Annotated in this window: 24 protein-coding genes, 1 pseudogene and 1 riboswitch; of the genes and pseudogenes, 12 read left to right on the top strand and 13 right to left on the bottom strand. The window is 38.4% G+C overall.

Going from position 1 to position 26,369, the window contains the following annotated elements:
* Nucleotides 1-173 precede the first annotated feature (173 nt).
* Complete coding sequence (locus MHI18_RS12405) at nucleotides 174-1,124, top strand: ABC transporter substrate-binding protein (protein ID WP_340847819.1); 951 nt, start codon at nucleotides 174-176, stop codon at nucleotides 1,122-1,124.
* 50 nt (nucleotides 1,125-1,174) lie between these two features.
* On the opposite strand, the gene MHI18_RS12400 is transcribed toward MHI18_RS12405, so the two are convergent.
* Complete coding sequence (locus tag MHI18_RS12400) at nucleotides 1,175-2,563, bottom strand: protoporphyrinogen oxidase (RefSeq protein ID WP_340847818.1); 1,389 nt, start codon at nucleotides 2,561-2,563, stop codon at nucleotides 1,175-1,177.
* A 239-nt stretch (nucleotides 2,564-2,802) separates the two neighbouring features.
* Here MHI18_RS12400 and MHI18_RS12395 point away from each other — a divergent pair, with 239 nt between their 5' ends.
* Both MHI18_RS12395 and MHI18_RS12390 read left to right on the top strand, forming a co-directional pair.
* Nucleotides 2,803-4,335, top strand: a complete 1,533-nt coding sequence (locus MHI18_RS12395; protein ID WP_340847817.1) for an ATP-binding protein — start codon at nucleotides 2,803-2,805, stop codon at nucleotides 4,333-4,335.
* Between the two features lie 19 nt (nucleotides 4,336-4,354).
* Nucleotides 4,355-4,989: pseudogene (locus tag MHI18_RS12390) on the top strand (RraA family protein).
* 42 nt (nucleotides 4,990-5,031) lie between these two features.
* Here MHI18_RS12390 and MHI18_RS12385 read toward each other — a convergent pair.
* From MHI18_RS12385 to MHI18_RS12375, 3 genes are all read right to left on the bottom strand, one after another.
* Complete coding sequence (locus tag MHI18_RS12385; RefSeq protein ID WP_340847815.1) at nucleotides 5,032-7,074, bottom strand: Na+/H+ antiporter; 2,043 nt, start codon at nucleotides 7,072-7,074, stop codon at nucleotides 5,032-5,034.
* 204 nt (nucleotides 7,075-7,278) lie between these two features.
* On the bottom strand, nucleotides 7,279-8,247 hold the full coding sequence (gene trhO / locus MHI18_RS12380; RefSeq protein ID WP_340847813.1) for an oxygen-dependent tRNA uridine(34) hydroxylase TrhO: 969 nt from the start codon (nucleotides 8,245-8,247) through the stop codon (nucleotides 7,279-7,281).
* A gap of 145 nt (nucleotides 8,248-8,392) precedes the next feature.
* Nucleotides 8,393-9,277 (bottom strand): diacylglycerol/lipid kinase family protein, encoded by an 885-nt coding sequence (locus tag MHI18_RS12375; protein WP_340847811.1) that lies wholly within the window; start codon nucleotides 9,275-9,277, stop codon nucleotides 8,393-8,395.
* Between the two features lie 187 nt (nucleotides 9,278-9,464).
* Here MHI18_RS12375 and MHI18_RS12370 point away from each other — a divergent pair, with 187 nt between their 5' ends.
* From MHI18_RS12370 to yhfH (MHI18_RS12340), 7 genes are all read left to right on the top strand, one after another.
* A complete protein-coding gene (locus MHI18_RS12370) occupies nucleotides 9,465-11,201 on the top strand; it encodes an ATP-binding protein (RefSeq protein ID WP_340847809.1) in 1,737 nt (578 codons plus the stop codon).
* A 155-nt stretch (nucleotides 11,202-11,356) separates the two neighbouring features.
* Nucleotides 11,357-11,800: a C40 family peptidase gene (locus MHI18_RS12365; RefSeq protein ID WP_340847808.1), complete on the top strand. Its 444-nt coding sequence runs from the start codon at nucleotides 11,357-11,359 to the stop codon at nucleotides 11,798-11,800.
* 160 nt (nucleotides 11,801-11,960) lie between these two features.
* The gene (locus MHI18_RS12360) at nucleotides 11,961-13,568 is read left to right on the top strand and encodes a copper resistance protein CopC (RefSeq protein WP_340847807.1); all 1,608 of its coding nucleotides are present in this window, start codon (nucleotides 11,961-11,963) and stop codon (nucleotides 13,566-13,568) included.
* A 19-nt stretch (nucleotides 13,569-13,587) separates the two neighbouring features.
* Nucleotides 13,588-14,274, top strand: a complete 687-nt coding sequence (locus MHI18_RS12355; protein ID WP_340847805.1) for a YcnI family copper-binding membrane protein — start codon at nucleotides 13,588-13,590, stop codon at nucleotides 14,272-14,274.
* Between the two features lie 181 nt (nucleotides 14,275-14,455).
* Nucleotides 14,456-14,593, top strand: coding sequence for a protein YhfH (gene yhfH / locus MHI18_RS12350; RefSeq protein ID WP_340847803.1), 138 nt, complete (start codon nucleotides 14,456-14,458; stop codon nucleotides 14,591-14,593).
* Nucleotides 14,594-14,612: 19 nt separating this feature from the next.
* Nucleotides 14,613-14,750: a protein YhfH gene (yhfH, locus tag MHI18_RS12345; protein WP_340847802.1), complete on the top strand. Its 138-nt coding sequence runs from the start codon at nucleotides 14,613-14,615 to the stop codon at nucleotides 14,748-14,750.
* Between the two features lie 29 nt (nucleotides 14,751-14,779).
* Nucleotides 14,780-14,917, top strand: coding sequence for a protein YhfH (gene yhfH / locus MHI18_RS12340; protein WP_340847801.1), 138 nt, complete (start codon nucleotides 14,780-14,782; stop codon nucleotides 14,915-14,917).
* A 106-nt stretch (nucleotides 14,918-15,023) separates the two neighbouring features.
* Here the strand turns inward: yhfH (MHI18_RS12340) and MHI18_RS12335 are convergent, their stop codons facing one another.
* The 8 genes from MHI18_RS12335 to MHI18_RS12300 all read right to left on the bottom strand — a co-directional run bounded on the left by MHI18_RS12335 (nucleotide 15,024) and on the right by MHI18_RS12300 (nucleotide 22,382).
* A complete protein-coding gene (locus MHI18_RS12335) occupies nucleotides 15,024-16,340 on the bottom strand; it encodes an O-acetylhomoserine aminocarboxypropyltransferase/cysteine synthase family protein (protein ID WP_340847800.1) in 1,317 nt (438 codons plus the stop codon).
* A gap of 94 nt (nucleotides 16,341-16,434) precedes the next feature.
* A riboswitch (SAM riboswitch) is annotated at nucleotides 16,435-16,543 on the bottom strand.
* A 104-nt stretch (nucleotides 16,544-16,647) separates the two neighbouring features.
* Nucleotides 16,648-17,931 carry an Nramp family divalent metal transporter gene (locus tag MHI18_RS12330; protein ID WP_340847799.1) on the bottom strand — a complete coding sequence of 428 codons (1,284 nt, stop codon included), beginning with the start codon at nucleotides 17,929-17,931 and terminating at the stop codon, nucleotides 16,648-16,650.
* A gap of 190 nt (nucleotides 17,932-18,121) precedes the next feature.
* Entirely contained in the window at nucleotides 18,122-19,165 is a 1,044-nt protein-coding gene (locus tag MHI18_RS12325; RefSeq protein WP_340847797.1) for an SEC-C metal-binding domain-containing protein, read from the bottom strand.
* 174 nt (nucleotides 19,166-19,339) lie between these two features.
* Nucleotides 19,340-19,753: an NUDIX hydrolase gene (locus MHI18_RS12320; RefSeq protein ID WP_340847796.1), complete on the bottom strand. Its 414-nt coding sequence runs from the start codon at nucleotides 19,751-19,753 to the stop codon at nucleotides 19,340-19,342.
* Between the two features lie 193 nt (nucleotides 19,754-19,946).
* On the bottom strand, nucleotides 19,947-20,192 hold the full coding sequence (locus tag MHI18_RS12315; RefSeq protein ID WP_340847794.1) for a hypothetical protein: 246 nt from the start codon (nucleotides 20,190-20,192) through the stop codon (nucleotides 19,947-19,949).
* A gap of 285 nt (nucleotides 20,193-20,477) precedes the next feature.
* On the bottom strand, nucleotides 20,478-20,768 hold the full coding sequence (locus MHI18_RS12310; protein WP_340847793.1) for a HesB/IscA family protein: 291 nt from the start codon (nucleotides 20,766-20,768) through the stop codon (nucleotides 20,478-20,480).
* Nucleotides 20,769-21,008: 240 nt separating this feature from the next.
* Complete coding sequence (locus MHI18_RS12305) at nucleotides 21,009-21,602, bottom strand: histidine phosphatase family protein (protein ID WP_340847791.1); 594 nt, start codon at nucleotides 21,600-21,602, stop codon at nucleotides 21,009-21,011.
* Nucleotides 21,603-21,635: 33 nt separating this feature from the next.
* Nucleotides 21,636-22,382, bottom strand: coding sequence for a class I SAM-dependent DNA methyltransferase (locus tag MHI18_RS12300; RefSeq protein WP_340847789.1), 747 nt, complete (start codon nucleotides 22,380-22,382; stop codon nucleotides 21,636-21,638).
* Between the two features lie 126 nt (nucleotides 22,383-22,508).
* Here MHI18_RS12300 and MHI18_RS12295 point away from each other — a divergent pair, with 126 nt between their 5' ends.
* Nucleotides 22,509-23,813 (top strand): polysaccharide deacetylase family protein, encoded by a 1,305-nt coding sequence (locus MHI18_RS12295; RefSeq protein ID WP_340847787.1) that lies wholly within the window; start codon nucleotides 22,509-22,511, stop codon nucleotides 23,811-23,813.
* Nucleotides 23,814-23,899: 86 nt separating this feature from the next.
* Here MHI18_RS12295 and MHI18_RS12290 read toward each other — a convergent pair whose 3' ends face one another.
* Nucleotides 23,900-24,232: a zinc ribbon domain-containing protein YjdM gene (locus MHI18_RS12290; protein ID WP_340847786.1), complete on the bottom strand. Its 333-nt coding sequence runs from the start codon at nucleotides 24,230-24,232 to the stop codon at nucleotides 23,900-23,902.
* Nucleotides 24,233-24,629: 397 nt separating this feature from the next.
* On the opposite strand from MHI18_RS12290, the gene MHI18_RS12285 reads away from it, so the two are divergent.
* Nucleotides 24,630-26,303, top strand: coding sequence for an FAD-binding protein (locus MHI18_RS12285; protein ID WP_340847785.1), 1,674 nt, complete (start codon nucleotides 24,630-24,632; stop codon nucleotides 26,301-26,303).
* Nucleotides 26,304-26,369: the final 66 nt, after the last annotated feature.

Raw genomic sequence — 26,369 nt, 5'->3', positions numbered from 1 at the left:
TCGTTCAAAAAAATGAGAACGATTATCAATAAAACTAGTATAAAAGGAACTGCCAGATGTTGCAATGAACTAAAGATCAGATCCTTTATTAGGAAAATTTAGCTAGTCCTATTGACATATTAATTGATAATGATTATCATTTAGGTAAAGGTTACTAATAAGGAGGAATTATTTTGACTAAAAAGCATTCATATAAAGCTCTAATGGGCGCGTTTCTGTGTCTATTATTACTTTTAACAGCTTGTGGTAAGGACAACGAACAATCAGAAAAGAAATCTGAAAGTGAACCAAAAAAAGAAATTACACTGACTGATGCAATGGGTGAGGTAAAGATTCCTGCAGATCCAAAGCGTATTCTTGCTTCCAATCTTGAGGATTCATTAGTTGCATTAGATGTAACGCCTGCCGCACAATGGGCAATCGGAACATCTGTACATGACTATTTACAGCCATTTTTGAAGGATGTCCCAACCATCGAATGGAATATGCCGCTTGAACAAACCATGAATGCTGACCCTGAGTTAATAATCTTTAGCTCCCCTTCCGCAATTGAAGAAGGAAAATATGAAGAATATAAAAAGATCGCCCCTACTTATGTGTTTAAAGATGAAGATGCTGCAGACTGGCGCAAGCAGCTGCAAATAATGGGACAAATCGTTGATAAAGAAGATAAAGCTAAAGAAGCCCTTGCAGATTATGATAAAAAAGCTGAGCAAGCAGCAAGTGAACTTAAAACGTCTATCGGTGATGAATCTGCTGCTGTTATTTGGGTCATTGCTAAACAATACTATTTATTAGAAAATAACCGCTACGCTGGTAATGTGCTTTATGATGATCTTGGTATTACTCAGCCGAAGATGATCCAAGACCTTCCTGCTGCTGGAGCAAGCTGGAATCCAATCGCTTTAGAAGCACTGGCTGAACTTGATGCTGACCATATCTTCCTAGCTAGTCTTCCAGGTGAAGATGGACTTCAAGCATTAAAGGACAGCTCAGTGTGGAAAGGCCTTCCTGCCGTAAAAAATAACCAAGTTTATGATATGGAAGATCCAAGCAACTGGACGATTAACGGAAAAATTGCTAGTGATGTGACCATTGATAACGTTCTTGAAGCTTTAAAATAAGAATCTGCCGACTAAAGGCCGCATTGCTCAATGAGTAATGCGGCCTTTGTTTATCTTAATTGATCAATAATTATTTCTGCTGTCTTCTTCCCATTGGCAATACAATCAGGAATACCTACCCCGTAATACGAACAGCCTGCAAGTAAGATCCCCGGAAATGCTTGATCCAACCTTTGTTCAAGTTTCTCGACAAACTGATGATGTTTTAGCGAATAATTTGGCATATTATCATGCCACTTAGTTACTTGGCTCGAAACAGGCTCTGATGTAATCCCAAGACTCCGTTCAATATCTGAAAGCGCAACCTTCACTAATTCCTGCTCACTTAGGTCCTTTAATTCCTCATAGGCAGGATTGGAACTTTTATAAAAAAGTCTGACTAACAACCTATTGTTTTCAGAGGTATGAGACCATTTCCGGCTTGTCCATGTACAGGCATTACAGGTGAGCTCACTTTCTTCAGAGGTAATATACCCCGTACCATCCGCTGGAAGTAAAGAATCAGGAATCGTAAAACCCATATAGATGCTAATAAGCGAGCTTGCTTTCAGCTGTCCAAACTCTTTAGAGAGTTCTTCATCTTGCAGCAATTTATGCGCCGTTGTATGGGGTGTGCTAAGAATAAGATAATCGGTTTCAATGTCTTCCTTACCATTTAAAGAAATTCGGTACCGGCCGTCTTCTTTACTAATTTTTTCTGCTTTTGTATTCTTCCATACTTCTGCAAACTCTAGGTTTTCTTCTAGCTGTTGGATGATCGTTGCCAGGCCGTTCTTAAAAGATAAGAACTTCTTATCTCCAGATCCTTGAGTTTGCTTTCTATTCTCTTCGATGCCTTTGATAATACTCCCGTATTTATCCTTATAATCAAGGAGATAAGGAAGCGTCGATGCAATCGTTAAGTCGTGCAGTTTACCAGAATAAACACCTGAAAGAACCGGAGCAATTTGTTTTTCAACTAGTTCCTTGCCAAGAAAAGCTTCGAGGAACTCGCCGATTGAATCGTCCTTCGTGAAAGATTCATTGACTAGATAGAAATCTTTTAGCGCCTCTACCTTTGCTTCAGCAGATACTAGTTCACTCTTCGCAAGTGATTCTAGACTAGATGGTATCCCAAATACAGCATCGGCGGGAATTTTTTTTAACACACCATCTGCATGGATAAACGACGTGCCTGTAGCGTTATAAACGACTTCTTTTTCTAAATTTAATTCTGATAGAAAAGGAGCAACATTTTGTTTACGCGCCACAATTGAATCTGCTCCTGCTTCCATAATAAATTCACCGTTTTTGATGGTTTTAATTTTTCCACCTAACTGTTCGTCAGCTTCTATTAATATTAATTTTAAATCAAGACCTTTTTCTTTTACGGCTTTATCTAAGTAATACATGGCTGATAACCCAGTAATACCTCCGCCAATGACAACAACTGTTTTCACTCATGCCACCTCATTTATTTGCTGCTACTCTATTACACAATATATAAATTGTACCATAATGATTCACCTTAATGAATTGAGCGTAGTCCGAATCCGCGCGTGTCGTCCACTTGTTAACAAAACAGACAAATTCAACATAGCGAACTTTTTAGGTAAATTTTACCTCAAAAAAGAGGTTTTTCTCTCTACATGTCTAATCCTAAGGTATATCATCCTATAAGCGAGAAAGGAGCTCCGGCATGAACGATCAATTAGAGTACATCGGAAAAAAAATACAAGAGAAAAGTACAGAACTAGCGCTGAAAACAGTTGCGTTTTCTAAAGAAGACCATGTCTACAGCCTCAATTATACACGCTCAGAGAGCATTCATTCGATGCAGACAAGAACGTTTTACCTCCTTGGCAGCTATCTAGCTTCATGTGATGAAGACACCAAGAAAACCTTACTCAGCTTTGCTGATATTTATGCCCAGAAAGCTATTAGCCGATTGTCTACTCTTGATCAAGTAATGCGCTTCGTTTATCTATCAAGGACCATTATTTCTGATTTTCTAGAGGAAGAATTAAAACAAGGATTCATTCAGATGGACACTGTCTTCCAAACGATGAAAATTATTGACCCAATTTGTCTAAGTATTTCTAACACATTTATTAATCATTATAACGATAAACTTTCATCTACAAAGTTTGCTCTTGATGAATCAAATGAAGATTTAAGAATTACGCTTAAAGAGCTGACTGAATTAAAAAATGCATTAAACGAGGCGACTATATTTTCAATTTGTGATTTACACCACCAATTTACATATGTAAATGATAAATTTTGCAATGCCTCTCAGTATTCAAAGGAAGAATTGCTTGGTCAGCCTCACTCAATATTAGATTCCGCATACCATCCTCCATTTTTTTTCGAGCAAATAGATAAAACACTTCTAAAAGGACACGTTTGGAAGGGTGAAGTATTAAAACAGGCCAAAGATGGCAGTCACTATTGGGTAGATACGACCATCGTTCCGCTGCTAGACCACACAAGTACACCGTATCAGTTCATTTCCATCCAATATGATATTACCGAAAAAAAACGGGCGGAAGAAATGCTGCAAAAAACGGAAAAGCTTTCAATGGTTGGTGAGCTGGCTGCAGGCATCGCTCATGAAATTCGCAATCCCCTAACCACAATAAAAGGTTTTGTCCAATTGATGGGAGAATCGAAACAAGAAGATTATTTCACTGAAACCATATTGGGTGAAATTGAACGGATCAATTTTATTGTTAATGAATTTATGGTGTTTGCTAAACCGCATGATGTCCTCTTCAGCGAATGTAATCTAAGTATAGTGCTGCAAGATTTAATCAGTTTTCTCAAACCTGAGGCTCTTCTAAAAAATGTTACGATTACTCAACACTTGCCGAAAGAACATGTCACCATTTCTGGAGAGAAACATCAGCTTAAACAAGTCTTTTTAAATCTCATTAAAAATGCCATTGAAGCTTTACCAAACGGCGGAAATGTAACCGTGACCATGGAAACGACAATGGAAGAGGTGATTATTTCTATTATCGACAATGGCATTGGCCTTTCATCAGAACAGCTCCAAAGAATAGGAGAACCTTTTTTCACAACAAAAGCTAGTGGAAATGGACTTGGGCTCATGGTCAGCTACAAAATAATTCAAAACCACTCAGGATCCATCACCGTTAAAAGTGAACCGAACAAAGGTACTACCTTTAGTGTCAGATTTTTACGAGCCTACTCTCAACTTGCTGAATAAAAAAGGAGCGAAAGTGGAAATGATCGATTTATTTAAGGATTTGTCAACCACCTGCCTTTCTGATGCAATGGAAGGAATAAATAATGTAGATTCAGCGATTAAACCCTTAAAGACTACCTATCGCTTTGCAGGCAGAGCAGTTACGATAAAAATGCCTGTGGGTGATAATCTCTCTGTATTAGAAGGAATCCGGAAAGCTCAACATGGTGATGTATTAATAATTGATGCCAAAAGGATACTTACCGAGCAATAGCCGGTGATTTTGTGATTGGCATGATGCAAACCAAGGGAATTGCGGCTCTTGTAGTGGATGGAGCGATTCGTGATGTAATACCGGTTAAGGCACTTGATTTCCCGGTATTCTGTAAAGGAACCACAGTGGCAGCTGGCGGGAAAGCAGGAGTTGGGGAAGTCAATATTCCCATTTCCTGCGGTGGAACCGCAGTATGCCCTGGAGACATTATAGTCGGGGATGCCGATGGCGTAGTGGTCATCCCACAAGCACTAAGTGAAGTGATCCTGAACAAAGCGCTTAAAAAGCAAAAAAGTGACAAAATCCGAGAAGAAAAAGTTGCTGGGAACCATGAAGAAATTAATAAATACTTAGACAATATGCTTCAGAGTAATCTGCGTGGTCTGCCAACTAAAGAATAATGAAAAAAACGTGCTAAAGGACTGGTCCCCTAGCACGTTTTTTTAAGACTCGTACGTCTTTTCTTCAATTAGAAATGCTTCTCGGAGGTTAATTTGCTGCCGAATTTTTTGAGCAAGTTCCCTTGTAAGTTTACCCTGCTCATACATAGCTTGTACCTCATCTCGTTCCGCTTGAAAGGCCTTATAATGCAGTTCTTTTTCAAGCTTTAGCAATTTATCATTTGAACTTTTTAACATGTTTTCACGGTTCAGCTTCGAAATTAATCTGCGATATTCTCTAATCACAAGTAAGGATGGACCTCTATTTGCTGGAGTCATATCAGCTTTAATCGCAACAATGGCTGCCTTTGCTGTTTGTATCTTTAAATTACGTACGGCCACAACGGTTTGTATTGAAAGCTTGACCTTTTTTTCATTCTCCGGTGAAATAGATTTAAGCATCTTAAATGATGTTCGTTTCATAAAGACAACAGATGTCATTAATCGGTACTTCATTTTATTGGTAACAGCTACTTCCATCCGGTGGATAAGCTGTTGGCCGATATAGGCGGTTTCTCGGTCTACCTTTTCTTCTTTAATTAGTTCATTAATACAGCGTTTTTCCGCTACTAATGCTTTGAAACGAATTTTTTCTTCCATATATTGATTATTAGCTGTGTCCTCTGGACGTTCCGGCAACTTAAGTCGTTCAATTAACTGCGTATATTTAGTGATCACAGCTAGTGAAGCAGCCCTGTTTTCCTCATTCATCTCCGCCTCAATGCTCTGAATAGCAGATTCCTTTACATGAATGATGGCTTTTCTTTCAAGCTCATCTTTATCTTCTTTTATCGATGGCTCCTCAGATTTAGATAGAATTGGTAAGCAAATACTCGCTACAATTAGTGTCAGTAAGATGACCCCCGCAGCAATAAAAATAAATAATGATCGTTCTGGAAAAGGACTGCCATCATTCAAAACATAAGGGATAGAAAATGCACCTGCTAACGTGACTGCTCCTCTTACCCCTGACACAGTTGTAATGAGAGCTGTCCTTTGTTTAAGCTTAAACAATTCGATTTTTCTCATTTTCCATCCCAGCCACCATGATAAATTGAGCCAGATATATCGAAGAGCAAGAAGTGCAGCCGTAATAATGACAATATACCAAATAACTTGGAAATTATTGAATTCTGGATTTGAGAAAATCGTTTTGGACACACTTGGTAATTGTAAACCCAACAAAACAAAGACCAGACCATTTAAAATATAGAGGATAACGGACCAAGTACTTGTCGACACAATTTTCAGCTTCATTGTCGGTGATTCTTCTCGGTCTCTTTCTATTGCATGTACGATCCCACCAGCCACAACGGCTAAGATCCCAGAAACACCAAAGTGTTCAGCAATCAAAAAGATGATAAATGGCGTTAATAGTTGGATAAGCATATGGATCGTGACATCTTCCATCCCCCAACGCCTAATCAATATGCGCAGTCTAATGATTATATAAGAGAGAATAATACCAGCAATCATGCCGCCTACTGCAATAAGGACAAAGCTGACCGTTGCTTGGCCTAAACTGAATACACCCGTTACAGTTGCCGCTACTGCAAACTTAAAAGCAACAAGTCCTGAAGCATCATTCATCAGCCCTTCCCCTTCAAGGAGGTGTTTGATTCCTGAAGGTAATTTAGATCGACTGGAAATAGCACTCACCGCCACCACATCCGTTGGTGAGAGAATCGCCGCGAGTGCAAATGCAGCAGGCAGTGGAATTGAGGGAATTAACCAATGTATTAAATAACCAATAACAAAGACGGTTACGAATACTAGACCTAATGCAAGCAATAAAATCGGCTTACGTAATTTCCAAAGAGCACTTCTCGGAACATTTTTCCCATCGTGGAATAATAAAGGAGCAATAAATAGGACGAGAAAAAGCTCTGTTTCCATAGGCACATGAAAACCTAATGGTAGTAAAGCCAAAATCGCTCCAAGGGCTATTTGAATTAAAGGTACTGGAATAAAAGGGATAAAGTGATTAATCATATTAGAAATTCCAATTAGTAATAACAAAACAAGGACAATAAGAAACATTTCCATACACGTAAGATCCTCCGATATATTTTACAAAGTTATCTGTTAGGGTACCATAATATCTTCATTCCCATTACATTTCTACTGTGAGGGTGATTCATAAGAGGAAGTATGTATTGATATTTAATGGGTTCTCCTCTCCCGTTTCCTTCAACTGCCAAAAATCAGATAAAAAACATCTTGAGCAGGTGCTCAAGATGTGTTAATTATTTATTCAGCAGTAACGGTTTCTTCAATACCTTTTAGTCTTTCTGCTACTTCTGCTTCAGACAGATTTTGTTCTTTGACATATAAGTTACGCGGGGTTACTCGACACTCATGTGTACAACCACGTAAGTACTTATGTTCACTTTCTTCTGTCGCAATAATTTGCTTATTACATTCTGGATTGGCACAATTTACATAGCGTTCACAAGGTTCACCTGTGAAATAATCACGGGCAACAATCACATGCTCTTTGCGATTAACCGGAACGGTAATCCGCTCATCAAACACGTAAAGCTGTCCATCCCAAAGCTCACCTTGAACTTCAGAATCTTTACCGTAGGTAGCAATCCCGCCATGCAGCTGTGCTACATCTTCAAATCCCTCTTTAACAAGCCAGCCTGAAAACTTCTCACAACGAATACCGCCTGTACAATAAGTGAGGATTTTCTTTCCTTCAAGCATTTCCTTATTTTCACGAACCCACTCGGGAAGCTCACGGAAGGATTTAATATCCGGCTTAATGGAATTACGGAAATGTCCTACTTCATATTCATAATCATTTCTAGCATCTAGAATGACCGTGTCTTCCTCTTGCATTTTTTCATAAAATTCTTTCGGGCTTAAATAACGGCCAGTTAGTTCGTTCGGATTAATATCATCTTCTAAACGAAGGGTAACAAGCTCATTACGTGGACGAACATGCATTTTCTTAAATGCATGATGCTCAGCCTCATCTATTTTGAATACCATTTCACTAAATCTTGGATCTTCATTCATCATTTCCATGTACATATCCGTTTGTTCTACGGTACCTGAAACAGTTCCATTAATCCCTTCAGCTGCTACAAGGATACGGCCTTTTAGTCCAACTTCCTTACAGTACTCAAGGTGCTTTTTGGCAAACACCTCAGGATTTTCAATCGGTACATACATATAGTACAGCAACACTCTGTACGGCTTACTTTCAGACATTCTTGTTACCACCTATCAAGTTATATTTGCAAGATATAGTATAGGGACGGTGATCCTGTTCTCTTACAGTCATTTATTATACCAAATTTCGAAGAGAAATAGCAGGGGTTTTTCTGTAAACTCCACTTATGCTCATGCATGAATTTTACTTTGGAACAATAACATTTAGATGCTGGTTAAGAATTTGGGCTCTAAAAGGGAGTGGTACCCCTTCATCACCATCGATATTTACAGCAAGTTCTTCATCAGAACTAACGTCTAAGAAGGAAGTCTGAAAATATTCTACTTGGTCATGCTTTTTTAGTTCGCCCCATAGCAGACTCGGAACAATTTTCATTATATTAGGGAGTGAGAGATCCTTGATAATAAGCACATGTATCTTTCCATCATTGATCCGTGCATCTGGAGCTACAGTATTGAATCCGCCTACTGAATTTGTTAAAGCTGCCACCATTAGATAGGATTCTCCCTGCCATTTCCCCGAATCATGCTCTACCGTTAGCTTGAAAGGCGTCTTCTTAACAAGTGCCTTGCCTCCTTCAATTAAATAAGCCAGTGGGCCGAGAAGAGTTTTTTGTTTGACGCTCACATTATAAGTTGCTTCGGCAACTGCCCCCACAGCTAAAACATTCATAAAAAACTGGTTGTTTATTTTCCCAATATCAGCTGCCTTCGTACGTTGTGAGGATACCACACACGCTGCTTCTTCAGGATCAAGAGGAATAGACAGCGCTCTGGCAAAATCATTGACAGTCCCAAGCGGTATTAGCCCAAACGCCGGACGATGACGCTGTTCAGCCAATCCGTTAATGGTTTCACTGACCGTTCCATCTCCCCCCATAGAAATAACAGCATCATATTGTTCGACACATGCATCTTGAGCAAAAACAACAGCATCCCCTTCTTGTTTTGTTTCCCGTACATACACTTCATCGTAGACTTCTTTCAGATTAGAAATCGCCGTTGGCAGGAGCTCTCTTGCTTTTTCCTTACCAGCAGACGGATTACAGATTATCATCGCTTTTGTCATCTATATCCTCCAAAGATTTCCGGCATTTTACCTATTAAGAAGATACCTCGGTTTCACTTATGTTAAACCCCGGCATATTGGTTAGAAATATACGCATTTCTCTAAGAATTATTGATTAAGTCAGCCAAAAATGTAAATATTGTTAAATACGAAAGGTTATTAACCTGACAACAGAAAGGTGCTACCTATGGAATTTGTCTTAATATTCGCCATCGCCACCATACCTTTAATCTGCGGTTTGATCATATTTTTTAAAGATAATAATAGCCTGACCCGATCAGTCGCTTATTTTCTATTTTTATTATTTCTTTGGCAGGGCGATGTCGCCTTTTTATATGCTGGAAACCTTCTAAACGAATCTACGATTGAGACGATTTTTCGTTTACTTCGGTTTGGTTCGATTATGATAATGCCAATGATGCACTATTTTTCATCTTATCTATATAACCATGTCATAGAAAAAAGGTTTCGGTTCAACCGCCTTTATAAAGTCGTTTTACATAGATATAGTTTTTATCTTCTTTTAAGTTATTCCATTGTCGTCTATATGATTAATTGGACTCCGTATGGTATCCAACAGTTAACCTACTTTTATAACGACAGGTTAGAACCTTTGCACCTTATACCGGAATATGGTTCATTTCATATTATGTATACGATTAATGTGATCTTAACGTTAATTAATACCGTGGTATTATTACATGTCTGTTTTAAAATTAAGAACATTTTTATTCGACGTATCTTTCAATCGCTCGTATTCGCTGTATTCTTTATTTTCATTGGCGGCATAGTTTCTGGTATTCTGATTTTGCCTTTATTTGTCTCCAACTTCAACTCTCTATTTGCTGGTATAAGTTTATTCGTTGCGTACTTTAACTTGCAGCACCAATTAATCCAGGATGGAAATAAACAATTAAATGAGCAGCGAAACTTCTTGGATCTCATCCTTAATCTCAATCCAAATTACATGTTTGTTAGAGATAGTGAAGGTTCCTTGGTGATTGTGAATGATGCGCTCTCCAAAGCTTTAGAGAAAAGCAGTGATGATTTGATGGGGATAGGTAAGCATCCTTTCATCAACCAAGTTATCCTACACGAAAAAAACAAACAGACTGATACCATGGAATATGTGGACAACGGCACCAATCCTATTTATATTGATTGGACCTTTCTGCCTGTTCCTTATAACAGCGAGGGCCACACGTTAGCGATTGGCGTTGATGTTACCCAAAATAAACTGGAAGAAACCGTATTAATTAAATCTGAAAATCTGCGGGTATTAGGAGAGATGGCTGCCGGTATCGCTCATGAAATCAGAAACCCTTTAACCTCTATTAAAGGATTTATTACGCTTCTCGAGGATACGAATAAGGGGCGGGAAAAATACTACCTATCCATTATTGCTGATGAGATCGATCGAATCAATGAAGTCGTCAGCGAACTCTTATTTATGGCTAGACCCCAAGCCTCAGAAGGAGTTATCCTTCCCTATCAGTTAGATAAAATTGTAGAAGAAGTCGTGATTCTGCTTGATCCCACAGCCATTATGAATCAAGTAACTATCGAAGTTATTCCTTATAAAGAGATAACCTGCCAATCTATTGAAAAGAAGCAATTAAAGCAAGTATTAATCAACCTAGTAAAGAATTCGATTGAGGCACTTCCATACGGCGGGAAAATAAGAATAAAACTCGAACAGGATTCCTCTTCCATAAGAATTCGTATCATCGACAACGGATTAGGGCTTTCAAAAGACAAGATTGCTCGATTAGGTGAGCCTTTTTATACAACCAAGGATAAAGGTACAGGACTCGGCCTCACCGTGTGCTTTAAAATCATGAAGAACAACCATGGATCACTCACTTTTAATAGTAAAAAAAATTTAGGAACCGTTGTAGATATGAATCTTCTATCTTCAAAATAATAAAGTTAGATATTTTAATAGAGTAAAACCCTTATATATCAAGGTTCTAGTAAGCACCTGTTTTTTTGTAATAATATTGTAATCTCCCTGTTACTAATATGTTACCCCTTTTGGTTTATAGTAGGTTTAGCATTCACATCAGGGGGAATAAATATATGTTAAAGAAAATGATCGCTGCCTTGTCTATTGCCGCTATTTTCAGCTTTATTGCACCATCTATGAGTGAGGCTGCTACTTATCATAAACAAGCCATTACAACAGCTAAGAAAAATATAGGCGTTAAATATACATATGGAGGCCTTTCACCAAAAGGATTTGATTGTTCAGGCCTTGTCAAATATTCATATAAGAAAGCCGGAAAAACATTACCTCGTACTGCAGCAGATATGTACAAAAAGGGTAAAAAAGTAAGCAAAAGCAAACTCACAACAGGTGATTTATTATTTTTCGCACCAAATAAAGCAACTAGACCAACACATGTAGCCATCTATATGGGCTCTAGCAAAATGATTCACGCCGCTTCTTCTAAAGGCGTATCAATAGCAAGCACAAACAACAGCTATTGGAAACCAAAATATATTGGCGCAAAGCGCATCTAAAGATAGAGATAAAAAAAAGCCTCCAAGCAGGCTTTTTTTTTTGATTTAAAATGATCAGTTTTTTTTCACTGTTATTTCACAATTATTGTTTATACTAGTTAATAGATAATATTAGAGACCAACTCTATCCTATTTGCTCACTAAGGGGGATGAAAAAATTATGAAACGGATGATTTGGCTGATGGTCTGTATAATCTGCCTGATGGCACTGCCAGAAATGACATCGGCACATGCCTATCTTAAACAGTCAAATCCTTCAGTAAATACAATGCTTGAAACATCACCCAAGAATATCAGCTTAGTATTCAGTGAACCGATCCAACCAGCTTTTCACCATGTTGAGGTTTTCAGCGAGGACGGGAAAGCCGAATTAGATGAAAGCTTTATTCCAGATGACAATGAAACACAGCTGATTGCTAAGTTGAAACAAGACCTTGGGAAAGGTGTATATACTATAAAATGGCGGGTAATTTCTAGTGACGGACACCCAATTGAAGGGACCATCCCCTTCACAATTGGCAAAGAGTTTGTTACTAAAGATGATGCAGAAGATGATGCTTCGGTTTATTTTCCTGGACTTGATAAGATACTAATACAAGGCATGCAATACCTTAGTTTTTCCTTACTAATTGGGTTTTTATTTTTCCATTTATGGCTGTATCCTCGAAAAAAAACGTCCTATAACTCTCGCTTTTCGGGCATTATTTGGATAGCTTTTACGTTGCTGACACTCAGTATTCTGTTTAGCCTCCCGCTTCAGACAACAACTGATGCTGAAGTAGGATGGAACAGGGTATTCAAGATATCCTTATTAAAAGAGACCATCTTTCATACAACCTTCGGAACGATTTGGATGATAGAGATGGGTTTGCTTGTCATTCTTTTTAGTAGTCTTTTACTAACTAAAAAAGCAATTTCAGCTGCCTATGGATCATTTCTGCTTATCGCTGCTTTAATACTATGCAAGGCATCTATCGGCCATACAGCTGCAGTCAATAACCAAGTACTAGCTGTGATTATGGATTTTTTCCATCTGTTAGGAATGGCTTTATGGCTGGGTACTTTATTGGCCCTGGTGATTCTGTTGCCGGGAGAATCTAAAAAGGGAAAAGACCACTCGATTTATTGGCAAACCATACAGCGCTTTTCAGCATTTGCCATTGTTTTTGTCCTTATACTCCTTGTTACCGGTATCTATTCAAGTGTTCAGCATGTTTCCTCCATACAGTCATTAGTGACCACTTCGTATGGAAAGGTACTCATTGGCAAAATACTGTTAATGCTGATTATGATTGGAATGGGAGCTTACCATTCCTTTAGGGGTAAATGTAAAGAGAAAAAATTAGGACCGAGTGTCCTGATTGAATTTTCAATCGGCCTGATTATTATTATGTTGGCAGCACTTCTGACAAATCTACCGACTGCCAATTCTCATGAAATAGACAATTCACAAGTAGTAACCATAGAAAACTACCAGATTTCCCTTGAGCTAACGCCTTCTCAAACAGGCGTGAACGAAATGAAGGTCCAGTTGTCTAAGAAAAATGGGGATATACCTGATATTGAACAGATCACTGGAACGCTTGTGTCATCGAATATGAATATGGGTGAAGGGAATATTGAGCTTAAGAAAAAAGAGTCTGGAACCTATACAGCCGAACCTATTATCTCTATGGACGGTTCTTGGAAGTTGTCTATTCATGTGCTAACCAAAGAGTACGATTCATTTGATGCGGACTTTCCCATCACAATCAGCAAACCAAAATAAATGCTAGGAGATAACAAGAATGAAAAATATAGTCAGCACTTTTTCAAAAGTAATCATTGCCTCATTTACAGGAGTGTTTTTATTTGCAGGAGCAGCAAGTGCTCACGTATCCGTTCAACCAGCAGCGTCAACACCTTCCGCCTGGGAAACTTACACCATAAAGGTACCCGTTGAAAAAGACATTCCCACAACCAAAGTCGTTATAAAGATACCAGATGGTGTAACGTTCGTTAATTACCAACAAGTTGCGGAATGGGAGGTAACGCTGGATAAAGGTTCATCTAACACTGTTCAAACAGTTTCTTGGACGGCCACAGGTGAAGGAATCCTAGCTGGACAATTCCAACAGTTTACATTTGTAGCGAAAAATCCGGAGAGTGAAACTGATATTGCATGGGATGCTTTTCAGTATTACAAAGATGGCAGCATTGTTGAGTGGAATGGAAAAGAAGGTTCGGCAACACCTCACTCAGTAACGAAGGTAAGTACGGCCAGTACGTCGCCTAAACAACAGGATAGCCACCATGAACACGATGCTGTAGAAACAGAACAGATGGCACCTGACAAAGGGACAGAGACAGAGTCGAACAAGGCCGACGTGGAAGATACTGATTCTCCAAGCCAGACTGCTCCTCTCATCCTTTCCATTTCTTCGTTGATTCTTTCTATAGCAGCTATTATTCTTGCCGTTCGGAAGAAAAAATAAAAAGTAAAAGAAAGTAAAAGGGCTTGCCTCATGGCAAGTCCTTTTACTTATTTATAAATTATCAGATTTTTTAATTTTTTTATTATAAAAACCTATACATTTCTAAATCACGGGTATATACTGTATTACAACAAGAAACAAAAATAACAAACTGTACTATAAAAAGGGAGGAAACCTTACCATGCAAACTAAAAACCCAATGGAATTTTTCAGAAATCTGCCATCTAAACAATGTTCGGAATGCGGTGATGTAGTCCATGAACAAGCAGAATCCTACCTAATGGAATGTGACCGCTGTTTAGCAAAAAGAGAAGATTAATCTTGAGGAGGAAACTACTATGCAAACAATTAAACCAATGGAGTTCTTCAGAAACCTTCCGCCAAAACAATGTCCCGAATGTGGTATTGAAATTAGTGAGCAAGCAGAATCTTACTTAATGGAATGTGATCACTGTTTGGCCAAACGTGAAGATTGAAACGGACTCATACTAAGGAGGAATAAATAATGCAAATCATTAAATCTAAAGAATTTTTCAGAAATCTTCCGTCCAAACAATGCCCCGAATGCGGAACTCATATCAATGAACAGGTTGAATCGTACCTAATGGAATGTGATCACTGTTTGTCTAAACGAGACGAATAAAAAATAACCCCTGATTTTCAGGGGTTATTTAATGTTTTGAACACCTACGCAGTTTTGACCCATTCACCCAGATCACCAAAATCCACTAATAATAAAGTTATCTCTTTCACCCCTTGCTCGCTTCGCTATATTTAACGGCTGCTTCAAGTGCTTGGTCAATATCATTAATAATGTCCTCAATATCCTCAAGTCCAATTGATAGTCTGATTTGCTCAGGTGTAACCCCCGCTTCAACTTGTTCTTCTGGAAGCAGCCTCGAATGAGTTGTACTCGCTGGATGGATGACCAATGTCTTGGAATCACCAACATTCGCAACATGTGAAAGAAGGTTAACCGAATCAATGAACCTCTTCCCTGCTTCTAGCCCACCCTTTATTCCAAAGGTGAAAATGGATCCTGCTCCCTTGGGCAGATAAGTTTTAGCAAGCTCGTATTGTGGATTGTCTTTTAAGGTCGGATAATTAACCCATGCAACATGCTCATTAGCATCAAGAAAAGCAGCCACTTTTTCCGCATTGCTCACATGCTGGCGAACTCTGAGTGATAATGACTCAAGTCCCTGAATGAATAACCAGCCGTTAAATGGCGAAAGTGAAGCTCCCAAATCATGCCCCAACTCAAAACGTGCCTTTACAATCAATGCATTCGAACCACCTACTTCTAGATATGAACGATTATTAAGGCTCGGCTTTTTCACGGTAAATTCAGGATACTTACCGTTATCCCATGGAAACTTTCCAGAATCAATGATCGCTCCCCCAATTGAAGTCCCATGACCGCCAACAAACTTTGTAATAGAATGAACCACAATATCTGCTCCATATTCAAGTGGTTTTTGAAGGTATGGAGTGGTAAATGTACTGTCAACGACCAGCGGAATTCCCTTTTCATGGGCAATTTCTGAAAGAACCTTTAAATCAGCAATTTGAAGTCCCGGATTGCCAATCGTTTCAGTGAATACAGCTTTTGTTTTATCCGTAATAGCTGCGGCAACAGCAATAGGATCCCTTCCATCAACAAATCGTACCTTTACACCAAAGCGTGGAAAGGTAACCGAAAATAAATTATATGTTCCTCCATAAAGCGCATTGGTAGCAACGATTTCATCACCTGCCTTAGCAAGTGTTAACAGTGCTATAGAAATGGCCGCTTGCCCCGAGGATACAGCAAAGGCTCCATTTCCCCCTTCAAGCTGGGCAAGTCGTTTTTCCAATACCGCATTTGTCGGGTTCGCATTACGCGAATAGATGTAGCCCTCCTTTTCCATTTTGAAAAGCGAGGCCGCATGATCTGAATCCTCAAAACCATAAGACGTTGTCTGATATAAGGGTACAGCTCTTGACCGGGTTACTGAATCCATCACTTGTCCGCCATGTAAAGCGATTGTGTCAAAATTTAATGTCGTCTCTTCTTTTTTTGTCATTGTTTATGTCTCCTTTTATTTGGACTAAAAACAAAAAAACTCTTCTTACCAATAGATAAGAAGAGTTTTGTACATAAATAGACTACAGGGTCTCTTCTTATCTCTCGAACAATTTTTACGTTCGCTGGAATTGGCACAGTACTCATAAAGAGCCTTTTGCCGAGACTTCACAGGACCAGTTCCTCCATCTCTCTTGATAAGAATTTCATTATTTAATTGTAAAGCGTACTTATTCGGTGTGAATTAATCATACTTATTATTCAGAATATTGTCAATTATATTTACTAGTGAATCTTTACTACTATCTCTACATGAATGTTTTATATAACAAGTATGCATTCAGCACAATCACAATCCCTGCAATCATCCAAGCAAGTAATGTCGTCAGCTTTCGATTAACCAAACTCCCCATCAGTGACTTATTACTTGTGAAGATAATAAGAGGAACTAGAGCGAAAGCAATACCGAACGAAAGAATAACTTGGCTTGCTACAAGTGCTTTTGTTGCATTAATTCCGCCGATAATTATAATGAGCGGTGGAAGCATGGTAATTGCCCTGCGAAGATATAAGTTAATTCGTTTATTAATAAAACCTTGCATCACCACATCTCCAGCCATCGTTCCAACTGATGAACTAGAAAGACCTGCTATTAAAAGGCCAAGGCCAAAACAAAGAGCTGCAGCTGGTCCTAAATAGACACCAAACATTTCATAAGCAACACTTAGATCATCAGTAATCATATCTTTCTTAAAAAAAAGTGCTGCGGATACAACAAGCATGGCCATATTAATAGCCCCTGCAAAAATCATGGCAACCACAATATCAATACGTTCATATTTATATATTTTTTGTTTCTGTAAATCATTCACACCAATAATTCGATTCTGAGTCAAAGAAGAATGAAGATAAATAGCATGCGGCATAACTGTCGCTCCGAGTATCCCTGCAGCAAGTAAAATACTATCCGTCCCCTCAAACCGTGGTATGAACATACCACTTACAACCTCCGCAGCATCCGGCTTCGCTAAGAAAGTTTGAACGGCGAAAGCCAAGACAACCATCAGTACCATTCCGGTAATAACCGTCTCAAAGGTTCGGTACCCTCTTCTTTGTAATTCGAGAATCGCAAATGAACAAACTGCTGTGATTAAGGCAGCCGGCAGCATAGGGATGCCAAAAACCAAATATAACCCTAGAGCTGCACCAATAAATTCAGCGAGATCAGTGGCGATGATGACGAGCTCACTCTGAATCCATAAAAGAATGGAAGCAGGCTTCGAAAAACGGTCGCGTGCTACCTCTGGCAGGTTTTTTCCTGTCGCGATACCTAACTTTGCTGACAAGGATTGAATCAACACGGCCATGATATTAGCGACAACAATTACCCATAGCAGCAAATATCCATACGTTGAACCCGCTGTTATATTCGTCGCGAAATTCCCCGGGTCAATATACGCTACAGCAGCAATAAAGGCAGGTCCCATAAACGGCAGAATTCGTTTCCACCCTTTTACCTTTCCATCTAAAACTGCTTGAGCCGCTTTACTATTTTCATTAAGCGGAAGTAATGATGTTTTTGTTTCTTTCATCTCGATGTTCCCTCCTAACAAAACAAAGGCTTGCAACAAAGAATGTTTGCCATGCGAAACTTTTTGAATGGTTATAGTGTATGCCTATCCACATAATTTGTAAACACATTGAGCTTCAATAAAGTCTAAAAAGAGACAACAAAAAAACTGTCGAGAATCTCGACAGTTTGACTAAACAGGTACTTTTCATTTAGCGTGCAGGAGTAAGTTCCTCACTAAGTACAGTCTCAATTTCTTTAAAACGCTTAGAAATAGTGGATGCTCCTACACTATATTTCTCGGCAAGCTTCCCTTGAGAAAGACCAAATTCACCTGCTGAAATTTGCTTCACAGCATATTCCATAGCAGCTGCAAATGCTTCCGGCTTACGAATGACAGGTGATTCTTGCAGACAGAATGTGTTCCAAAGTTTCTGAGTTAACTGTATAAGCTCCTCTGGATACTCCTCCTGCTCCATCCCCTTTTGCAGAATTCGCGCAGTTTCTTCTTGCTTCTCATTTCCCCAATCAAGCCCAGCAGATTCGGAAAGTTCATTTCCTTTAACTACAGCAAACAGTGTATTCAGCACTTCAGGGAATTGTTTTACCATAAACTCTTCAGCTTGACCGCTAAATGCAGCCAATTGCTCTTTCATTGCTTCAAGAATTTTTTCAGTATGCTGCATTTCAATACTAATAAATGGTGTAAAGAAGCTCATGACTTCTTCCATTTCAACAGGATAGCCAAGAATTAAACTATCGCCGTCCATATTCTGTTCCCGATAGCCATCCATTGGAAGCGAATAGGTTTTCTTCGTAACAATATCCTCAAGAGACAACACGTCCTCATTGATTCCTTGAATCATTAGTAATGAAGGAGCCGTATTTACCCATGACTCAACGATTTCTTTCGTTTTTGTCCGGATAATTGAGTCACCCTGTTCAGTTAAATACTCTTCTAGTATCGTATGGCCATTGACGAGTGGTTGTGACAGCATGCTCCACATTCTAAAGTTAAATAAATATAAATCTTGTGTTTCCTCATCTAAAGTAGAATAAATTGGCTGTTTTTCCGCAAGTTTAACGATCTCATCTTGATACTGTTTTTCTGTATAATCGATAAGATCTTTCTGGATTTGTCTAGCTTCCTCGTAGTTGATCATTACAGGAATCTCCGTAACCTTACGTTCACAGCATTTCTTAAACTTTTTCCCGCTTCCGCATGGACAAGGATCATTTCTATTTGCTTTAATCATGTTGTTAGTAACCTCCAAAATAGTGCTATACACCATTGTACCAGAAATACAGCAATTAGATAAGAACGGAAGAATCCGGAAGCCGCTGGAAATTCACTTAAAAGAGGCAGTTTACGGTATTCTTACACTCTTATTCATTACTTCTATCCGTTTAACATGGATGTATAAAGTTATTTATTGTTTTCGAAATAAATAAGGTACAGAACCTTCTAATAAATTTAGAACCCCTCCAGGATGATAGGGGATGAACTGATTCGCCGCTTCTATCTCCACCCACTTTACCTCCGAAATTTCCGTTTTATTTTGTACACCAAGTTCTCCACCAGAAATCCGTCCCCTAAAGGTGATGAATAAAGGCTGATTTCCTCTTGCCGTAATGACGGCTTCATTGACAGCAACAATATGGCCCGCCTCTACAGTCAGACCTGTCTCTTCCTTTACTTCGCGAATAACAGCCTGTTTGATGTTTTCTCCATCCTCTACTTCACCACCCGGAAGTGTCCAGCCAGCCCCAACATTATTGACAATTAATACCTTTTCTTCAGCCTCATTGTAAATGAAAGCATAAGCTACAATCACTTTTTTCATCTAATCGCTCCCAGCACTATATAATAGGAAAACTCTTTTTAATATCGAACTAAAAAAAATCTTTTGTTTATGTTAGATAATTTTTGCTGTTTATTAAAAATAATAGCTCATTATTATTAACTCGCCTTTTCTTCCCATTTTTCGAGCACCTTCATCAACATAACCACACTTTTTATAAAGAGACTGTGCTGTTTTATTTTTCACATTTACGGCTAATACAATCTCCTATATATGAACATTCATTATGTATAAACCCAGGTAACAACATCAGCGATTTCTTAGCATACCCTTTTCCTTGATGATAGAAATCCGTTGAAAATCCCCTCAATAACAGGCTTTCCGATTTTCTGAATATCCCATCTTTTTCGTGAAGTACAAAGAAGGTCACAAGTTCATTCTTTTCAACAATGCCTGCTTTTGTCCCTCTCAGATCATTCAACACACTCGAGAGGTGTATTCGTAAATTGAAGCTGCTCTTCAGATAACTTGTAATTCATCACATCATTCTTAAAGCGTTCTTTATAATAAAAAATTCCGTAACAACCCATCCCCCCTCTAATCATGCGGAGCATTGTTCACCAGCAAAAACAAACATACGTTCTTATCTATATATCCATTTTATACATTTCCATTTGTACTTTCAACTTTTAACTAAAAAAAGATAGTCATCTATTAAAATAGACTGACTATCCTATTAAAAAGAGGTTTCTATTGCAGACACCCCCTATTTTAAGGGAGACACTAAAGGATTCGGGTTATTGATCCAAAAGCCATTTTCCTGATAATCAATTTCTGTCTGATTAATATAACGAGTATCGACAGTATGAATCAGTACTTGAATTTCGTTAATAAGTAGGATTTCTTCTTGATCAGATTTTTCTCTTGTCAGGCTTAAGGAATAGTGCATTTCGTTACAGCATTCACTTCTTACTCCAAATCGTAAAAATCTGTTTTCTTCATCATTCTCCTGTATTTCTCTAATTTTCTCTTTCGCTCGATCTGTAATCTTAATCATCCTCAACACTCCTTGCCCGTTTTGAAACTAATATCTCTACTTTATCACGATATTCTTATTCGAAGGTATGAACTAGCTTTAACGAAACGATTAACCATTCAAATTTAATTAAACGATTGATTAATAAATTCCGTGTGCTTGAAGGTATAAGCTATAACAAAGAAGATCTTTCAAAAACTGCCCTCTATTCTCTCTCTATCAAGCTTTATAGCATTTAATCAATCGATTGATTAATGAAATTCATTCCGCTTCGAGTACTGCTTCGAGATGATGTGTACAATTAAACAATTCACAATCCCATTTATCCGCTGTCAAAAGAATTTTCGTTACCGAGGTATTATTTAATGGTCCATGCCCATCCTTAACGGGTACCAGCTTATTTAACAGATGCCGATTGAAAGCACCATGACTGACGATTAAGATATTCTGACCGGGATGTTTTTGGAGCATTTCTTCAATAGCCGGCAGACCACGAGCTTCAACATCTTCTTTAGTTTCCCTTTTTAAATCAAGATTTCGCCAATCACTGCCCCACTTTTCTATTCGTTCGGCTTCTGTTGTTCCTTCAATTAACCCTCCGCCAGCTTCACGCAAACGCTCATCAAAAAAGATTGGTATATCTCCCAGTTTCTTATGAACAGCTTCAGCTGTTTGTCTTGTCCTTGTTAAATCACTTGAATAGATAACATCCCATTTCTCTTTACTTAGCCGCTCTGCAAGCCTTTGTGCTTGATTCAGGCCCTCAGCATCCAGTGGGATATTTGTGTGCCCCTGTGCCCTTCCTGCCTTATTCCAAGCAGTACTACCATGTCTGATAAATCCGATTCTAGTCATACCCACTCTCCCATTCACTATGCTAAACTCATTTTATCTTTTCCTGCAGACATACACCATATTTGTTGCATCATTAGTCAATTCTGTTTTACGCCAATCCTGATACCTATGGACGACAGAGAATCCATGACTTGCTAATAGCCTGTCCATTTCTCCGGGATAGACATACCGTAATGAAATCTTAGATTCTGTCTTTAAGATACTGCCATCACACTCTTGAAATCTACGAATGGTCAAATAGGTCTGAACCTGTGTTACTGCCTGATAAACCGCAATTGTCGATACATCTACCTTTCTGCCAAGGTGATCAGTAAACGAACGCCAATATTCCTCTGTCTCCGGCTGCAAAAGTTCCTCTTTAGAAGGAAAACGCGTATCAAAGATGAACACACCGTTCGCATCTAAATGGGCATGAACACTTTGTAAAAGCTGATCTTGATCTTCATTTGTCAGGAAGTGTTGAAATGAATTTCCAACCATATAGATAAATTGGCTAGTAACATCGAGCTTTAATTTTTTTAGATCCTGTTTAACCCAATCAATCAAAGGATTCTTCGTCTTCTCTTCTGCTCGGGACAGCATCCCTTCATGGTTATCAACCCCAATCAACCTATAGCCTTTTTCAGAAAAAGGAATGGTAACCCTACCCGTTCCGCAGGCTAAATCAATATTTATCCCATTCGAGTCTGCATATTCTTCAAGTAGTGCGAGATCGTGCAAGGAATCATTTTCTATATCATAAAGTTCAGGTATATTATATTCTTGAAAATTATCTTCCATTAATTACATAACCTCCATTATATTTCCTAGACTCATTATTAATATATTGGTAGATATAGGGTTCTATCAAGTATATTATTAAATTATCACTACGTTACATCTAAGAATCTTTAAGGTGGAGGCATCATGAAACCCAATTATAAACGCATTTTTATTTTAGTATTTAGTATAGTTCTACTAGCAGGTACTACAGCAATAGCGATCAAGGATAATAAGAAAAAACAATACGACACTAACTATCAAGATGTAGCCGTTAAGACACTTACTAATGAAACAGACGGTTATACAGTAAGCTACCCGGTTCTGGATATCCCTAAGATTGATACCATTCTTTCGTCATATGCAGAAGGAAAATTAGCTGATCATATTACTAAACACCCATCTATCCCAAACTCACAAAAAATTTCCTATGAGATTAAGCATTTCAGTGAACAGACTGTTTCTATTCTTTTTAAAGAAGACAATACGACTGCTTTTCAACTCCTTACCTTTGATATACCGTCACAAAAAAGGCTGACGATTCATGATTTATTCTTAAAAGAGACCGATTATCTTGAAACTCTCTCGAATATTGCAAATGGAGAACACATCCAAGTAAAGAATAAACAAACTGACTTTAATCAATTTATTGTGCAGGGTGATACCTTACTTTTTTATATGCAAGCAGAGCAAAATTCATCTAAAAAACCAAAAGTAATGGCCATAAAAAAAAGGCTGTTTAATGCCAGTCTTGTACATACATACAAAGAAAAAAACGCGAATAAAGATCACCTGCTAGACAGAGTTCCAACGCATGTCATCAGCAAGCTCCCGGATCAAACAAAGAAAATCGATCCAAAATCCAGAGTCATTGCCTTAACATTTGATGATGGTCCTTCTGTAGACTCAACTGATCTAATTCTAGAATCATTAAAGAGGTTTAATGCTCATGCCACATTTTTTGTGTTGGGAAGCAGGGTTGAAACTCATCCTGAAATCATCAAAAAGATGACCGCATTAGGAAATGAAGTTGGAAATCACTCTTGGGATCATTCACAATTAACCAAGTTAATCCCTAAAAAAATAGCCCTACAAGTAAACAAAACTCAACAGATCATTAAAGACTCTAGTAATTATGAGCCTACGCTCCTTCGTCCACCTTATGGCGCCTTTGATCATAAAGTCATTGCTTCATGTAAGAGTATGGATATTGCTCTCTGGGACATCGATCCCGAAGATTGGAAGATAAGAAATAAAGAAGAGATTATCCATAAGGTAATGAGCAAAGCCGATGATGGTAAAATCATTCTCATGCATGATATTTATCAAACAAGTGCCGAAGCAGCTGAAGAGATCATACGATTACTCAGTGAACAACAGTATCAACTCGTGACCGTATCCGAACTGAAAGAAGTTCAGAAACAACGAAACCATTCAGTCGCTTCATCCTAAACAAAAGGCTTTCTATTTGGAAACCTATTGTTGCCTAAAACACAAAAAAGCCATTTTCTTGAAATGGCTTTTCTGCACTTACACATTTATATCTTTTTAACAAATTCAGATTTTAATTTCATCGCACCAAAGCCATCAATCTTACAATCAATATTATGGTCGCCCTCTACTAGTCGAATACTTTTTACTTTAGTACCCATTTTTAAAACCGATGAGCTTCCTTTTACTTTAAGATCTTTAATAATCGTCACTGCATCACCGTCATTGAGTTTATTTCCGTTAGCATCTTTAATTATTGGTTGTTCTTCCGTTTCTGTACCTATTGTCCATTCATGGCTGCACTCTGGACAAACCAATAAAGATCCATCTTCATATGTATATTCTGAACTACACTTCGGGCATTTCGGCAATTCCGCCATCAGGTTTCCTCCATTACAAATTACAATTTTAAAAAATGTCCATCTATGCCTATACTGCCACACACCTCTTCTATTAACAAACTACTTTGAACTTTTCTAGAATATTTTTCCGTTCAGCAAATCTGAAGACGTGAACGAATCATACAAAAAACTACCGTTTGAATACAGATAGATCCAAACGAACAGAGTAAAGATAAAAATCTTTAATTGTTTTTCATACCTTAAACGTCTATAATCAGTTGTTTTATAATGGTATAATTTAACTATACAACCTGTATATTTATCTATAGAGACAAATTGTTTACGAATAAATGAAAACGCTTTCTTGTTTAGGGTTTAGGTACTCATTTTAGTTCCAAGCGCTTTAAAACAGTGAATTAAATAAGGAGGAGTCATTATGGAATGGCATGAAGAATTTGACGTTGTGGTTGTTGGGAGCGGTGCAGGTGGACTAGTATCAGCTATTACATCTGCAAACAACGGCTTAAGTACATTACTCATTGAAAAAAGCTCGGCTTGGGGCGGGTCTTCAGCTCTTTCAGGGGGCGGTTTATGGATTCCGAATAATCATGTGTCAAAAAAGGCTGGGTTACAAGATAGTGATGAAGAAGCTCTAACTTATATGCAAACTGTTATCGAAGATACAGGTCCTGCCTCTACCTATGAACGAAAAGAAGCCTACGTAAAAAATGGGCAAAAAATGGTGAAGTTCCTTGAGGATCTCGGTATGAAATGGGTAGCCGGCTCACTTTATCCTGACTATTATCCTGAGAAGCCAGGAGGAAAAATCGGTCGTTCAATTGAGGGTGAGATTTTCGATTCAAACTTGTTAGGTGATTATGCAAGTACCATGTGTTCAGGAGAATTAGAAGCCCCTATGCCGCTATATTCCGGGAAAGTGGCATCATTGCCAAAAGCCTTTACGAATGCCAAAGACTTCAATACAGTTGTCGGTATGTTTTTTAACGGCTTTAAACGAAAAGTCAAAGGGCAGAAAGCCATTTCGATTGGTGCTGGCTTAGTTTCACGCTTATTACAAATTGCCTTAGATAAAAAAGTGCCGCTTCGGCTTTCTACCCCATTAAAAGACCTAATCATTGAAAATGACAAAATCATTGGAATTGAAGTAGAGAAAGATCATCAACCCTATTTCATTAAATGTAAAGGTGTTATTTTAGCGGGAGGTGGGTTTGAACGAAATCCAGAATTACGTAAAAAATATCATAATGTAGATACGAACTGGACCTCTGCCAGCGAAAGTAATACGGGAGATATGCTGCTCATTGCACAAAAGCATAACCTTGATACAGCTCTTTTAGATGACGCTTGGTGGGGCCCTGCCACACTGGATGCAAATGGAGCACGTAAGTTTCTAGTCTATGAACGCTCAATGCCTCACTGTATCATTGTAGATCAAACTGGCGAAAGATATTTCAATGAATCAGAATCGTATGTCGACGCTGGTCACGCTATTTTAGAACGACACGAAAGAAACGGGAAAGCTATTCATTCTTGGCTCATACTCGAAAGCCGGAATCGAAATAAATACCTTTTTAGTGATATGCTGCCTCGTATGACACCTAAGAAAGCTGTTGAGAGTGGGTTCTTTGTCAAAGCATCTACTATAGAAGAACTTGCAAGTAAATGTGAGATTGATTTAAAAGGTTTACAATCTACTGTTACACGATTTAATCGATTTGTTGAAAGCGGGACAGATGAAGATTTTGGCCGTGGGAACTCAGCATATGATAATTATTACGGTGATCCGACCTACAAAAATCCAAACTTAGGGGCAATGTTAAAACCGCCGTTTTATGCATGTAAAATCTATCCTGGTGATTTAGGTACAAAAGGCGGAATTGTTGCCAATGAGCATGGTCAAGCCTTAAAAAACGGTCAGCCTGTAGAAGGATTATATGCAACAGGGAACTGTTCAGCATCTGTTATGGGACGTGTTTACCCAGGTCCTGGATCCACATTAGGACCAACTACTGTATTTGGTTATATTTCAGCTAATCATGTAAAAGAGTATGTATCGAAATCACTTGTACCCGCTGGTCAAATCATTTAGGAGTTGTTAAGGGGCTGTCCATTGGTCCCTTTTTTCCTATCCTCTAATAAAACTCAGATAAAGAAT

The sequence above is a fragment of the Peribacillus sp. FSL H8-0477 genome (genome assembly GCF_038002765.1).
In the GTDB taxonomy this organism is placed as follows: domain Bacteria; phylum Bacillota; class Bacilli; order Bacillales; family DSM-1321; genus Peribacillus.
This window is presented reverse-complemented; position numbering and strand designations above follow the sequence as displayed.

Coding starts and splice junctions, on each gene's coding strand:
- MHI18_RS12370 (WP_340847809.1), top strand. CDS start 9,465: ATGGAATTTGTCTTAATATTCGCCATCGCCACCATACCTTTAATCTGC.
- MHI18_RS12360 (WP_340847807.1), top strand. CDS start 11,961: ATGAAACGGATGATTTGGCTGATGGTCTGTATAATCTGCCTGATGGCA.
- MHI18_RS12305 (WP_340847791.1), bottom strand. CDS start 21,602: ATGACTAGAATCGGATTTATCAGACATGGTAGTACTGCTTGGAATAAG.
- MHI18_RS12375 (WP_340847811.1), bottom strand. CDS start 9,277: ATGACAAAAGCGATGATAATCTGTAATCCGTCTGCTGGTAAGGAAAAA.
- MHI18_RS12290 (WP_340847786.1), bottom strand. CDS start 24,232: ATGGCGGAATTGCCGAAATGCCCGAAGTGTAGTTCAGAATATACATAT.
- MHI18_RS12300 (WP_340847789.1), bottom strand. CDS start 22,382: ATGGAAGATAATTTTCAAGAATATAATATACCTGAACTTTATGATATA.
- MHI18_RS12330 (WP_340847799.1), bottom strand. CDS start 17,931: ATGAAAGAAACAAAAACATCATTACTTCCGCTTAATGAAAATAGTAAA.
- MHI18_RS12365 (WP_340847808.1), top strand. CDS start 11,357: ATGTTAAAGAAAATGATCGCTGCCTTGTCTATTGCCGCTATTTTCAGC.
- MHI18_RS12285 (WP_340847785.1), top strand. CDS start 24,630: ATGGAATGGCATGAAGAATTTGACGTTGTGGTTGTTGGGAGCGGTGCA.
- MHI18_RS12325 (WP_340847797.1), bottom strand. CDS start 19,165: ATGATTAAAGCAAATAGAAATGATCCTTGTCCATGCGGAAGCGGGAAA.
- yhfH (WP_340847802.1), top strand. CDS start 14,613: ATGCAAACAATTAAACCAATGGAGTTCTTCAGAAACCTTCCGCCAAAA.
- MHI18_RS12385 (WP_340847815.1), bottom strand. CDS start 7,074: ATGGAAATGTTTCTTATTGTCCTTGTTTTGTTATTACTAATTGGAATT.
- MHI18_RS12395 (WP_340847817.1), top strand. CDS start 2,803: ATGAACGATCAATTAGAGTACATCGGAAAAAAAATACAAGAGAAAAGT.
- MHI18_RS12295 (WP_340847787.1), top strand. CDS start 22,509: ATGAAACCCAATTATAAACGCATTTTTATTTTAGTATTTAGTATAGTT.
- yhfH (WP_340847803.1), top strand. CDS start 14,456: ATGCAAACTAAAAACCCAATGGAATTTTTCAGAAATCTGCCATCTAAA.
- MHI18_RS12335 (WP_340847800.1), bottom strand. CDS start 16,340: ATGACAAAAAAAGAAGAGACGACATTAAATTTTGACACAATCGCTTTA.
- yhfH (WP_340847801.1), top strand. CDS start 14,780: ATGCAAATCATTAAATCTAAAGAATTTTTCAGAAATCTTCCGTCCAAA.
- MHI18_RS12355 (WP_340847805.1), top strand. CDS start 13,588: ATGAAAAATATAGTCAGCACTTTTTCAAAAGTAATCATTGCCTCATTT.
- trhO (WP_340847813.1), bottom strand. CDS start 8,247: ATGTCTGAAAGTAAGCCGTACAGAGTGTTGCTGTACTATATGTATGTA.
- MHI18_RS12310 (WP_340847793.1), bottom strand. CDS start 20,768: ATGATTAAGATTACAGATCGAGCGAAAGAGAAAATTAGAGAAATACAG.
- MHI18_RS12320 (WP_340847796.1), bottom strand. CDS start 19,753: ATGAAAAAAGTGATTGTAGCTTATGCTTTCATTTACAATGAGGCTGAA.